We start from the raw sequence: 12,206 nt of genomic DNA, 5'->3' as shown, positions 1-12,206 counted from the left end.
CGGGGCGCCACCGTCGTGGTGGACGGTCGCGACCGGGGGGCGGTCACGAGCGCGGCCGCGGTCCCGGGCGAGGAGCGCGTCGTCGGCCTGGCCATGGTCCGTCGCGAGGTCGAGCCGCCGGCGGCGGCGATCGTGCGGTGGGACGGCGAGGAGCGAGCGGCGTCGCTCGTGGCGCTGTGACGACGGCGCTCTTCGCGGTCGGCTACCCGACCTCGATCGGCGTGCTCGTCCGCTGGCTCCCGGTGGTCCGCCAGCGTCGCACGGCCTGGTTCGTCGCCCACGAGGTCGCGGTCGCGGCCATCGTGACGGGCTGGGCGCTGAAGCGTGACGCCACGGCGGTGACCGTCAACGCCACCTGGCTCGTCGTCGCGACGGCCTGGTACCTCGCCGCCGGTCGGCGGGCGACGCGCCGCTGAGACCCCGGCCGACCGGGCTGACCGCCGGTCAGCGGTCGGCGCGAGCGGCGGCGCCCGTCATCTGCCGCCAGGCGGTGACGTCGCGGGCGTCGGCGTGACGCCCCACGTGGGTGACGGTGTCGACGTCGGCGGCCTCGGCCCGCAGGGCCGCCACCGTCGAGCGCTCGCGGGGGCGGGTGCGGAACGGGGCGAACTGGTAGTGCCGCATCGCGTTCTCGTGCGTGATCTTGGCGACCACGGCCGGGTCGAGCCCCTCGAGGAGCGCGGCGGCGTGCTCCGGCGCCCGGGGCCAGCTGCTGTCCGAGTGCGGGTAGTCGGACTCCCAGCACACGTTGTCGACGTTGAACTCGTCGAGCAGCTTGATGCCGACGCGGTCGTTGATGAAGCAGCACAGGATGCGCTCGCGGAACACCTCGCTCGGTCGCTGCCCCTGCGGGAGGTCGTGGCCCATCCACGCGTTGTGCCGATCGAGGGTGTGCTCGGCGCGCTGCAGGAAGTAGGGGATCCACCCGATGTCCCCCTCGGTCAGCGCGAAGCGCAGGTCGGGGAACCGATGCCAGAACTCGGCCCAGAGCAGGTCGCCGAGGGTGTAGATGGCCATGACCGACGACAGGTTCATCGGCACCGGGGGCGGCGCGTCGGGCGCCGTCGACGCGGCCTTCGACGACGAGCCGACGTGGCAGCACAGCACCGTCCCCTCGTCGCTGCAGGCGGCGAAGAGCGGATCCCAGGCGTCGGTGTGGATGCTCGGCATCCCCATCCCGACCGGGTTCTCGGAGAACGTCACCGCGTGACAGCCCTTCGCCGCCAGCCGGCGCACCTCGGTGGCGGCCTCGACGGCGTCGAAGAGCGGCAGGATCCCGCACGGGATGAAGCGGTCAGGGTGGGCGCCGCACCACTCGTCGACGTGCCAGTCGTTGTAGGCGCGGATCATCACCAGGTTGACGTCCCGGTCCGGCCCGAGGTTCAGCACCTGGCCCGCGAAGCCGGGCCAGTTCGGGAAGTTGAGCCCGGCCAGCTGACCGCCCGCGCTCATGTCGCGCACGCGCGCGTCGGCGTCGTAGCAGCCCGGACGCATGTCCTCGTAGCGGGACGGGTTCACGTTGAACATCTCGGGCGGCTTGCCGGCCACCGCGTTCAACCCCAGGTTCCGGCCCCGGACCTCGCCGTAGTACCACTGCTGCGAGCCGTCCGGCTCGTCGACGACCCTCGGCGCCCGGGCTCGGTAGCGGGACGGGACGTGGGCATCGAACATGTCGGCCGGCTCGCAGATGTGGTCGTCGACCGAGATCAGCACCAGGTCGTCCGCGTGCACGATCCCTCCGCACCTCGCCGGGCCGCCGACGGCGCGATCGTATACGATATATTCTCGCGGTGACTCGAGGGGACGGCGCCGTACGGCCCCGCCCCGCCGGCCCCCGCCCTGAGCCCGCGCTGAGGAGCGACGCCGCGGCCGAGCCGATCGCCCGCCGCAGCAGCGGCGACGAGGCGGCCCGCTACATCCGGCGGGCGATCTTCGACGGGACCCTGAGGCCGGGCGCGCGAGTCCCCCAGGACCAGGTGGCCGAGGCGCTCGGCATCAGCCGCATCCCCGTGCGCGAGGCGCTCATCGCCCTCGAGCGCGAGGGCTGGGTCACGATCGAGCTGCACCGGGGCGCGTTCGTGAGCGCGCTCGACGCCCAGGCCGTCCGGGACCACTACGAGCTCTTCGGCCTCGTCTACGGGTTCGCGGCCACGCGTGCGCTCGACCGCGGCGCGGACGGGCTCGGGGACCGCCTCGCCGAGCTGGCCCGGCAGTTCGCGGCCACCGACGACACCCGCGCCCTCGGGCGCCAGGCGGTCGCCTTCCACGCCGCCATCGTCGACGCGGCCGCGTCGCCGCGGATCCGGGTCGTCCTGCAGGCGATGCCGGGCCTCGTCCCCGGCGACTTCTTCGCCCTCGTGCCCGACGCGGTCGCCGTCGAGCGCCGCGGGCTCGCCGCCATCGCCCGAGCCGTGCAACGCCACGACGGCGCCCAGGCGGCCGAGGGGTACCACCGGATGCTGCGCCGGCTCGGGGAGCAGGTCGTGCGCCTCTTTGAGGCCCGCGGGCTCTTCGCCCGCGTCGACGCCCGCACCTGACCCGGCGCGGCGGACGTTCAGGCCGGGATCGTCACCGTGAAGCGGGTCCCGCCCCCGTCGAGCGGCTCGCACCGCGCCGCGCCGCCCATCGCGCCGGCCAGCTCGTGCACGATGGCGAGGCCGATCCCGGTCCCGACCTTGCGGCCGGGGGTCTCTCGCGCCGTGTAGAGGCGCTCGAAGACGCGGTCACGGTCGGCGGTCGGGATGCCCGGGCCGTCGTCGTCGACGTGCAGCTCCACCCGCCCGTCGCGACGGTCGAGATCGACGCGCACGGCGCTGCGCGCGTACTTCAGGGCGTTCTCGACCAGGTTGGCGGTGATCTGCGCCAGTCGCTCCGGGTCCAGGTCGGCGGGGGCGGGCGTGCCCCGGACGACCTCGAGGCGCAGGCCCCAGTCCCGCGCCGAGGGGACGAACCCGGCCACGGCGTCGTCGACGACGCCGCGGGCGTCGACCGGGCGGGGGTTCAGCGAGAACTGATGGGCGTCGAGGCGGGCCAGGTCGAGCAGGTCGGCGACGAGCCGCTCGAGCCGCCGCGCCTCGGCGGCGATGATGGACCCGGCGCGGGCGCGCTCGACCGGGTCCTCGACCATGCCGTCCTTGATCGCCTCGGCGTAGCCGCGGATCGACGTGAGCGGCGTCCGCAGGTCGTGGGACACCGACAGCAGGAAGGCCCGCTCGTGCCCCCGCGCCGTCTCGAGCTCGGTCGCCATGGCGTCGAGGCTCCGGGCCAGGCTCTGGAGCTCGTCGTCCGGGCCCTCGTGCACGCCGACACGAGCCGAGAGGTCGCCGCCGGCGATCCGCTGCGCGGTGTCGCGCATGGCCGCGATCGGCTTCGTCAGCCGCCGGGCCAGGTAGGCCGAGACCAGGCCGGCTGCGATGAGCGCCACGGCGCCGGTGAGGAGGAAGTAGCCGCCGGCGCGTCCGAGGGGCTGGGTCTGCACGCCCTGGGTGAGCACCACGACGGGCGTGATCGTCCCGACCGGGGGCAGCGGGTCGGCGACGAAGGCCGTCCCGCCCACGACGCCCGACTGCTGCTGGCCGACGAGGAGCAGGTCGACGTTGAGGTCGCTCGGGTGCAGGTCGCGCGGGAGCTGCACGTTGGCGCGGTTGGCGCACGAGCTGCCGAGCAGCGGGGCCACGCCCTCCTCGAGGGTCCCGTTGGCGGTCACGACGACGACGCTGGTGCCCGAGACGCGCAGGACCCCGGCGATTCCCTCGCAGACCCGGTTGGCGGCGGTGTTGCGCGGGGTGCGGCGGAACTGGCGGCCGAGCTGGTCGATCTCGCTCGCCACCGTCGGGGCCTCGCGCTTCAGGCTCTTCACCGCGGCGTCCGATGCCGTCGAGCGGGCGATGGCGCCGGCGCCGACCACCGCGAGCACGAGCACCCCGAACGCCACCGCCACCATCGCGAGCAGCAGCCGGGTGCGGAGGCGCCGCCGCGGCCGCTCGCCCGGGCCGGCGGCGAGCCTCATCGACCAGCGGCGCGGGAGGACTCGAGGCGGTACCCGACGCCGCGCACGGTGTCGATGGTCACGGCGTCGCCGAGCTTCTTGCGCACCTGCGCGATGTGGACGTCGACGGTGCGTGCGTCACCGAACCAGTCGTAGCCCCAGACGCCGTCGAGGATCTGCTGGCGGGACAGGGCGAGCCCGGGCCGCTCGGCGAGGAACTTCAAGAGGTCGAACTCCTTCGTGGTGAGCTCCACCGGCTGGTCGTCGACGCGCACCTCGCGGCGGCCGCCGTCGATCGCCACCCGGCCCGCCTGGACGACCTCGGGGGCGGGTGCGCCGTCGGTGCGGCGCAGGACCGCCTTGACCCGGGCGACGAGCTCGGCGGGCGAGAACGGCTTCGTGAGGTAGTCGTCGGCGCCGAGCTCGAGCCCGAGGACGCGGTCGACCTCGCCGTCGCGGGCGGTCAGGAAGATGATCGGCACCCGGGACGTCTGGCGGATCCGCTTGCAGACCTCGAGCCCGTCCACGTCGGGCAGGCCCACGTCGAGCACCACGAGGCGGGGCCGATGGTCGCGGAACGCCGCCAGCCCGGCGTCGCCGGTGGCGGCCTTCAGCACCCGGAAGCCCTCCCGCTCCAGGTAGAGGCCCACCAGGTCGGCGATGTTGTCCTCGTCGTCGACGACGACGATCGTTCCCTTCTCCACGCTGCCCATTCTGGCCGCCGTGCTCCCCGTGAGCGTCGACCGTCCCCGTCAGGGGACGGTTACGGGACGGTGATCAGTCGATGCGGTTGGCGCGGACCACGTCGGCGAGCCAGCGACCGCTCGGCTTCACGACGCGGGCCTGCGTGGCCCGGTCGACCGCGACCAGGCCGAACCGCATCCGGTAGCCGAAGGTCCACTCGAAGTTGTCGAGCAGGGACCAGTAGAAGAAGCCCCGCACGTCGAGCCCGTCCTCGATCGTGCGGGCCACGCCGGCCAGCGAGTCCCGCACGTACCGGATGCGCAGCTCGTCGTCGTCGGTGCCGATCCCGTTCTCGGTGACGTAGACGGGCGTGCGCGCCACCTCGACCGCGTGGCGGATCGCGCCCTCGGCCGCCTGCGGCCAGTACTCGTAGCCCATCGGGAGCCGCTCGACCCCGGGCTCCGGGCCCACGACCCCCTCCGGTCCCACGCGGGTGCGGCTGTAGGCCTGGACGCCGACGAAGTCGTCGCCGCGAGCGGCCTCGAGGTAGGTGTCCTCGTGGGCGGCGCGGTACGTCGCGATGAGGTCCTCCGCGCCCGGCTCGGCGGCCCAGTCGGCCATCGACAGCGTGAGCCCCACCGGGAAGTCGCCCGGGCCGGCCTTCAGCGCGTCGTAGGCCTTGCGGTGCGCGGCCTGCAGGTGGTCGGTCACGCGCAGGTAGGCGTCGAAGGCGTCCGTGCGGCCGGGGGGGAACATGCCCATGAGCCAGCCCATCAGAGACACGATGTTCGGCTCGTTCAGGGTGCAGGCCAGGCCGAGCTCCTCACCGAAGTGGCCGACGGCCCGCTCGCAGAACGACGCGAACCGGTCGGCGGTCGCGGGGTTCTCCCAGCCGCCCTCGGCGACCACCCAGCGCGGCGTCGTGAAGTGGTGGAACGTGACGACCGGCAGGACGTCGAGATCGCGGCAGGCCGCGATCATCCGTCGGTAGTGGTCGAGGTTGGCGGTCGAGAACTCCCCGTACTCGGGCTCGATCCGGGACCACTCGAGCGAGAACCGGTAGGCGCCGAACCCCAGCTCGGCGAGCAGCTGGATGTCCGCCGGGTAACGCCAGAGATGGTCGCACGCGTCACCGGACGGCTCCTCGCACGGTGTGGACTCGGCGTGCTCCCAGGCCCACCAGTCGTTGTTCCAGTTGCCGCCCTCCACCTGGTGCGCGGCGGTCGCCGTGCCCCACAGGAAGCCCTCCGGGAAGTTCGTGGCCGTCACGGCGGGGATCCTGGCACACTCGGGCTGCAATGGGCGTGCTCGACGAGATCCTGGCGGCCAAGCGCGACGAGGTGACCCTGCTCCACCAACCACCGACGCGCGACGCGATCTACGCCGCCGCGCTCGCGGCGCCGCCGCCACGCGACTTCACCGGCGCCCTACGACGTGACGACACCCTGGCCGTCATCGCCGAGCTGAAGCGACGGTCCCCGTCGAAGGGGGACCTCGCGCCGGACCTCGACCCGTCCGCGGTCGCCGCCATGTACGCGTGCGCGGGGGCGGCGGCCCTCTCGGTGCTGACCGACCAGCTGTTCTTCGGCGGCAGCGTCGACGACCTGCGCCGGGCCCGCGCCGCCGCCCCGGACACGCCGGCGCTGCGCAAGGACTTCGTCATCGACGAGGACCAGCTCTACGAGACGCGGGCCATCGGCGCCGACGCCGTGCTGCTCATCGTCGCCGCCGTCCCCGACCGCGGGCGGCTCCGCGACCTCCACGAGCTGGCCGGCGAGCTGGGCCTCGCCGCGCTCGTCGAGACCCACGACGAGGCCGAGCTCGACGTCGCCCTCGGCGTAGACGCCCGGATCGTGGGCGTGAACGCGCGTGACCTCGGCACCTTCGACGAGGACCTCGGCGTGGCGGAGCGGCTGGCGGCGCGGGTCCCGCCCGCGGTCGTCGCGGTCGCTGAGAGCGCCATCCGGACCGTGGACGACGCGGCGCGCATGGCCAATGTCGGCTTCGACGCCGTCCTCGTGGGCGAGGCGCTGGCTCGGTCCCCGGACCCGTCCCCGTTCGTCGCGGCGCTCGCCGCCCTGCCCCGGAGGGCCCACTGACCACCCGGCGCGTCACGCTCGAGCCGCACGAGATGCCGACGGCCTGGTTCAACGTGCTGCCGGTCTTGCCGACCCCGCTCGACCCGCCGCTGCACCCGGCGACCCGAGCGCCGGTCGGACCCGATGACCTGGCCCCGCTGTTCCCGATGGGCCTCATCGCCCAGGAGGTGTCGAGCGACCCCTGGATCGACATCCCGGGGCCGGTCCTCGACATCCTCTCGCTGTGGCGGCCGACGCCGCTCGTCCGGGCCGAGCGCCTCGAGCGGGCGCTCGGCACCCCGGCTCGCATCTACTTCAAGGACGAGTCCGGGTCTCCGGCGGGGTCGCACAAGCCGAACACGGCCGTTCCGCAGGCCTTCTACAACCAGGCCGAGGGTGTCACGCGGCTCACCACCGAGACCGGCGCCGGCCAGTGGGGCACCGCGCTCGCCTTCGCGTGCACCCAGTTCGGGCTCGACTGCACCGTGTACATGGTGCGGGCCTCCTACGAGCAGAAGCCCTACCGCACGGTGCTCATGGAGACCTGGGGGAGCGAGGTGATCCCCTCGCCCGTCGACCAGCCCGAGCACCCGGGCTCGCTCGGCCTGGCGATCACGGACGCGGTCCGGGACGCCGCCGGCCGGGACGACAGCCACTACTCGCTGGGGTCGGTGCTGAACCACGTCCTGCTCCACCAGACCGTCATCGGGCTCGAGGCCAAGGAGCAGCTGGACCGAGCCGGCGAGACCGGCCCCGACGTCGTGCTCGGCTGCTGCGGGGGCGGCTCGAACCTCGGTGGGATCGCGCTCCCGTTCGTGCCCGACGAGCGCGTGCGCATCGTGGCCGCCGAGCCGTCCTCCTGCCCGACGCTCACGGAAGGCCGCTTCGACTACGACTTCGGTGACAGCGCCGGTCTGACGCCCCTGCTGCCGATGTACACGCTCGGCCACGACTTCGTCCCGCCCCCGATCCACGCCGGCGGCCTCCGGTACCACGGCGACGCGCCGATCATCTCGAACCTGGTCCGAGCCGGGCGGATCGAGGCGGTCGCCTACCCCCAGCGCGCCACGTTCGAGGCCGCGGTGCAGTTCGCCAACACCGAGGGCAAGCTCCCCGCACCCGAGACCGGCCACGTGATTCGGGCCGTGCTCGACGAGGCTCTCGCGGCCCGGGACGCCGACGAGGAGCGCGTCCTCCTCTTCAACTTCTCCGGTCACGGACTGCTCGACCTGTCCGCCTACGACGACTACCGCCGGGGGCGCCTGGTCGACGCGTGACGACGGTCCAGCCGGGATCACCGGCGGGACGCAGCGGGACCGTCAGCAGCCCGGCGATCCGCTACCAACCCGCCCGGGTCGTGGTCTGAGGCCGCCGGCCGCTCCGCACCACCGGTCGGTCCGGCACCAGCCGCGAGCCGGACCCCGCGCGACGGGATTCGTGGCGGGTCCCCGGATCAGGACAGGGACCAGGCGATCGCCTGGCGGCGGGGCTCGACCGACGTGACGTCGGCCTCGTCGCGTGCGTCACCCTCGGGCTCTTCCTCCGCCCCCCGCGGGACGAGGAAGTGGTTGGCGCCGGCGAGGCCGGCCCACGTCCAGAGCAGGACGTTGGGGAACGGATAGCTGAGCGGACCGAGGTTGGCGACGACGAGGAAGGCGACGAAGATGGCGACGAGGCCGACGCGCCAGGGAGCGAGCTCGGGCGGGCCTCTGCGCAGGATGGCGCCGCCGACGGCGCTGAGCAAGGCGAGCGTCCAGAGGGCGGATCCGGTGAGGCCGAGCTCGGCGGCGTGCGAGAGGAAGACGTTGTGCACCTCGATGCCGACGCCCGTGAGCGGATAGCTGCTCGACTGCCGGATGTAGGGCAAACCCTTGGTGACGAACGTCTGCCACCCGAAGCCGAACACGGGCTTCGCTTCGACCATTCGGATCGCGGCGGCGTTCGTGTTGTAGCGATCCCAGACCGGCTGCTGGTCTTGGGTCCGGCCCTGCACCTTCGTGCTGAGCCCGGGCACGAGGAACAGCACGGCGAGGAGGGCGAGCGCTCCGAGGATCACGGCCGGCGCGATGAGGCTGCGGGTCCGCGGCGAGATGAGGAGCGCGACCAGCGTCCCCACGACGGCCGCGATCCACACCGCCCGCGTGAGCGTGAACACGATGCCGAGTCCGCAGAGCAGGATGACCGCGCCGCACGCCCAGCGGGCGCCTCGCGAGGACCAGACCTTCAGCCCCACGGCGGCGGCGACGGCGCACATGTACATCGACAAGCCATCGGCCGCGCTCTCGAGGAACGGTCCTCGAGCCCGGCCGAAGTGAATGCCGAGGTTCGGATTTCGGATGTACGTGGGGAGGGTGAGGTTGGCGAGTCCGACGCCCTCGAGGAGCGCGGTTATGCCGAGGTAGCCCCCGATGACGACGAGCGCGGCGAGGAGGTAGTTCCGCTGCTTGGCCTGCCCGAACACGAGGGGGGCCAGGCAGAACATGAGGAAGGGGATGAAGCCCAGCCGATCGAGCAGGGCGAACTGCCCGGTCGAGTGGGTGATCGTGTGCGCGGCAATCGCAGACCCGAGGGCGTAGACGGCCGTGACGAGGAGCAGCCCGTGGATCGGCCGGGGACGGAGCTTGCGTTTCGCCACGGCCGCGGTGCCGCCCAGGACCAGGCACACCACGCCGAGACCGAACAGGATTCGGTCGCCGCCGAGCGGCACGTGGATGTACTTCCAGTTCCCCGAGAAGACCTCGGCGACGATGCTGAGGCTGAGCAGCACCGTCGGGAGGGGGGTGCGCTCGACGTCCGGCGGCTCGGACAGGGACAACGGTGCCGACGGCCGACTCAGCCGGCCCGGGCCGGGACTGATCTCGGAGCCCGCTCGTGGAGACGGGCGGGCGCGTGGGCGCAGCCGGTGGTCAGCACGGGTCGGTCACGCTCGGTTGCGCCGGCGCAGGTCCACGAACACCGCGGCCCCACACGCGATGACGGACCCCCCGACGAGAGCCGCGATCACCGCGATCTCGAGGAAGGTCGTGCGGTCGTTCCCGGTCGCCCCCGCCGGCCCGACCGGCTGCACGAGCTGCTCGTTCAGCTTGCTCGGCGAGAAGGTGTCGGCGTAGGCGCTCGCGATCGCGTTCAGCTGAACCTTGTCGCTGTCGACGACGGTCTGCGCGTTGACCACTTCTTGGGCGATGCGGGTGTCGGTCGGACTGGCTGTCTGTTGCGCCTGCAACGACGCAAGGGTGCGACTGTCGTTCAGCAGGACCGAGTCGATCTGCTCGTACTCCTGCAGGAGGTTGGCCGTCGTCTTCGACTGCTGCTCATTGAGCTGGTTGACGGCGTCAACCAGGGCCGCGGAACCCGCGTTGGCGAGCGCGACGGCGTGCGCGCTCGACTGGGCCTTCGCCTGCACGTCGATGACGGGCGACTGGGGGATCGGCGAGGCCGACAGGCTGCCGCCCAGCGACCCGTGGAACCTCTTGGCGACCTCGCGCGTCACGATCGCGGTCGAGATGAGGCGGCTGTAGTCCGAGGCGATCTGTTGGCCGGCGGCGGCGAGACCGGGGATGGCCGCCAGGTTGTTCAACTGGACCGTCTTGCCGACCACCAGCTTCGCGTCGGCCGTGTACGCGGGCTTCCGGACGACACCGAGGGTCAGGGCGGCGAGGACCGCGGCCGCGACGACGGCGGCGACCAGGCGCCAGTGGTTGAGCGCGGAGCGGCCCGGTGAGACGTACGGGCGTCGTCCTCGCTCGACCAGGGCGACCGACACCCGCCGAGCAAAGTTGGCGGCCGCGCGCTGGGGAACGAACACGATCCGCTCGGGTTGACGTCGCGCCGGCGGGGCCGTCTCGACGGGTCCGTCCTCGGTCAGCTCGACCTCGGCCCTCGCGCCATCGCCTCGTCGGCTGCGGTTGCGCGTCTCCCGAGCCAACCCACGGAGGACGCTCTCGGGCACGTCAAACTTTTGGGACACCGCGGTGAGCGAACGACCAGACTCGATCAGGTTGACCGCCTCACGCTTCTCTTCGGGAGTGAGCAACTGCCGCACGCTGAGCTCGTCTTCCCCACGCCGCTGGTCCATCGTCACCACTTCCTTGCGCGCGTCGGGGCCACGACCGAGTTCGGCGACATGGCCAAGAAATTAGCCCATCCAGCCGGGCATTCCGCGCCGGGCGGGACGCGCGCGGCTCCGCTCCGGTCCATTGCCGGGTGACCGTCGCGACGGTCGGCACCGAACGGCTTCATGGTGTGCCCACGAGCGCGAAGCGGTCGGCGACGCGCTCGGCGCAGGCCGTCACTTCGAACTGCTGCTCGACGATGGCCCGCCCCTCGCGGCCCATGCGGACCCGCAGGTCGCCGGAGGCGACCAGCCGGGCGAGGGCGTCGGCCATGAGATCGGCCCGGCCGGCGGGCACGAGCAGTCCCGCGCGCTCGTGCACAACGAGTTCCGGTATTCCGCCGACCAGCGTGCTGACGACCGGCAGCCCCGCCGCCATCGCCTCCATGAGGACGACTGGTATCCCCTCGGCGAAGCTGGTCTGACAGAAGATGTCAGCACCGCCGAACATCTCGGGCATCTCGTCTTGGCCCACCGCGCCGGTGAAGGTCACGATGTCTTCGATGCCGAGCCTCCGGGCTTCGCGCTCCAGCTCACCGCGGAGCGGACCATCACCGACGAGGCAGAGACGAGCGGACAGGCCACGTCGCCGCAGCTCGGCGACGGCGGCGAGGAGCAGCAGGTGGCCCTTCTCCTCCGAGAGTCGCCCCACCGCGAGGATCTGGGCGGGAGCGCCCGTCGGCGAGCCTGACGGGCGAGGTCGGTAGCGGTCGAGCTCGACGCCACAGTGCACCACGTGCAGCTTGGACCAGTGCTGCGGCTCGCTGTGGGCCATGAGCTGGGCGCGGGTGAAGTCGCTGATGCAAATCACGAGGTCGGCTGCCGCCACCTTGCGTCTCAGGTTGAACCGGTCGACTTCCCAGAACTCGTGGCAGCCGTGCATGGTGAAGCTCCAGTGCCAGGGACGCCGCTTGTCGGTTCTGGCGCCGAAGCGCGCCGCGAGCCACGCCACATCGGTGGCGACGTTGGCCATGTGCGCGTGGAGGTGTCGGAGGTTTCGGGCTCGGCACCGGTCCCACAGCACCATGGCCTCCCCGAAGTAGAAGACCTGCCAGAGCCGAGCCCGGGCGCCACGCGGGGCCTGCGAGATGGCGTAGCGGAGCGTCGCGAGATAGGCGCGCGGGAACCGGAGGAACGCGCGGCCGTGCGCCCGGAGGAGGTCGCTCAGCGGAACCGGGAGGATCGAGGACGTCGAGGCTGCTTCTTCCCGGTCTGCCGCTGAGAGCAGCTCGGTGTTTCGTGCTCGGTGAATCGAGAAGACATCCACGGTGGTGCCCAAGGCCCGCAGCGCCCGCACCTCTCGCTGGATGAACGTGTGTGAGATGGCGGGATAGGCCGCGGCGAC

At 72.6% G+C, this 12,206-nt stretch carries 12 protein-coding genes; 5 read left to right on the top strand and 7 right to left on the bottom strand.

The window, feature by feature from the left end; all coding sequences use genetic code 11:
- Both VG869_10565 and VG869_10560 read left to right on the top strand, forming a co-directional pair.
- A partial coding sequence (locus VG869_10565) for a hypothetical protein (protein ID HEV3451639.1) occupies positions 1–180 on the top strand: 180 nt, incomplete at its 5' end.
- On the top strand, positions 177–416 hold the full coding sequence (locus VG869_10560; protein ID HEV3451638.1) for a hypothetical protein: 240 nt from the start codon (positions 177–179) through the stop codon (positions 414–416). The genes VG869_10565 and VG869_10560, both read left to right, overlap by 4 nt.
- A gap of 28 nt (positions 417–444) precedes the next feature.
- Here the strand turns inward: VG869_10560 and VG869_10555 are convergent, their stop codons facing one another.
- Positions 445–1,731 carry an amidohydrolase family protein gene (locus VG869_10555; GenBank protein ID HEV3451637.1) on the bottom strand — a complete coding sequence of 429 codons (1,287 nt, stop codon included), beginning with the start codon at positions 1,729–1,731 and terminating at the stop codon, positions 445–447.
- A gap of 59 nt (positions 1,732–1,790) precedes the next feature.
- On the opposite strand from VG869_10555, the gene VG869_10550 reads away from it, so the two are divergent.
- Positions 1,791–2,537 carry a GntR family transcriptional regulator gene (locus VG869_10550; GenBank protein HEV3451636.1) on the top strand — a complete coding sequence of 249 codons (747 nt, stop codon included), beginning with the start codon at positions 1,791–1,793 and terminating at the stop codon, positions 2,535–2,537.
- Positions 2,538–2,554: 17 nt separating this feature from the next.
- Here the strand turns inward: VG869_10550 and VG869_10545 are convergent, their stop codons facing one another.
- The 3 genes from VG869_10545 to VG869_10535 form a co-directional block, all read right to left on the bottom strand.
- Entirely contained in the window at positions 2,555–4,009 is a 1,455-nt protein-coding gene (locus VG869_10545; GenBank protein HEV3451635.1) for a HAMP domain-containing sensor histidine kinase, read from the bottom strand.
- Positions 4,006–4,701 (bottom strand): response regulator transcription factor, encoded by a 696-nt coding sequence (locus VG869_10540; GenBank protein HEV3451634.1) that lies wholly within the window; start codon positions 4,699–4,701, stop codon positions 4,006–4,008. Before VG869_10540 ends, VG869_10545 begins: the two co-directional genes overlap by 4 nt.
- A 64-nt stretch (positions 4,702–4,765) precedes the next feature.
- Positions 4,766–5,941: a glycoside hydrolase family 1 protein gene (locus VG869_10535; GenBank protein HEV3451633.1), complete on the bottom strand. Its 1,176-nt coding sequence runs from the start codon at positions 5,939–5,941 to the stop codon at positions 4,766–4,768.
- A 29-nt stretch (positions 5,942–5,970) separates the two neighbouring features.
- Here VG869_10535 and trpC point away from each other — a divergent pair, with 29 nt between their 5' ends.
- Together trpC and VG869_10525 are read left to right on the top strand one after the other, a co-directional pair.
- A complete protein-coding gene (gene trpC / locus VG869_10530) occupies positions 5,971–6,771 on the top strand; it encodes an indole-3-glycerol phosphate synthase TrpC (GenBank protein HEV3451632.1) in 801 nt (266 codons plus the stop codon).
- A complete protein-coding gene (locus VG869_10525) occupies positions 6,768–8,027 on the top strand; it encodes a TrpB-like pyridoxal phosphate-dependent enzyme (GenBank protein HEV3451631.1) in 1,260 nt (419 codons plus the stop codon). The genes trpC and VG869_10525 overlap by 4 nt, the downstream gene beginning before the upstream one ends.
- A gap of 176 nt (positions 8,028–8,203) precedes the next feature.
- On the opposite strand, the gene VG869_10520 is transcribed toward VG869_10525, so the two are convergent.
- The 3 genes from VG869_10520 to VG869_10510 all read right to left on the bottom strand — a co-directional run.
- Positions 8,204–9,565, bottom strand: coding sequence for an O-antigen ligase family protein (locus tag VG869_10520; GenBank protein HEV3451630.1), 1,362 nt, complete (start codon positions 9,563–9,565; stop codon positions 8,204–8,206).
- Between the two features lie 105 nt (positions 9,566–9,670).
- Complete coding sequence (locus VG869_10515) at positions 9,671–10,792, bottom strand: Wzz/FepE/Etk N-terminal domain-containing protein (GenBank protein ID HEV3451629.1); 1,122 nt, start codon at positions 10,790–10,792, stop codon at positions 9,671–9,673.
- Positions 10,793–10,985: 193 nt separating this feature from the next.
- On the bottom strand, positions 10,986–12,206 hold a 1,221-nt coding region (locus VG869_10510; GenBank protein HEV3451628.1), incomplete at its 5' end, for a glycosyltransferase.

The sequence above is a fragment of the Acidimicrobiia bacterium genome (assembly GCA_035948415.1).
Taxonomy (GTDB): domain Bacteria; phylum Actinomycetota; class Acidimicrobiia; order IMCC26256; family PALSA-555; genus PALSA-555.
Note: the sequence above shows the minus strand (reverse complement) of the source record. Positions and strands in the feature narration are given on the sequence as shown.

Coding starts and splice junctions, on each gene's coding strand:
- trpC (HEV3451632.1), top strand. CDS start 5,971: ATGGGCGTGCTCGACGAGATCCTGGCGGCCAAGCGCGACGAGGTGACC.
- VG869_10540 (HEV3451634.1), bottom strand. CDS start 4,701: ATGGGCAGCGTGGAGAAGGGAACGATCGTCGTCGTCGACGACGAGGAC.
- VG869_10545 (HEV3451635.1), bottom strand. CDS start 4,009: ATGAGGCTCGCCGCCGGCCCGGGCGAGCGGCCGCGGCGGCGCCTCCGC.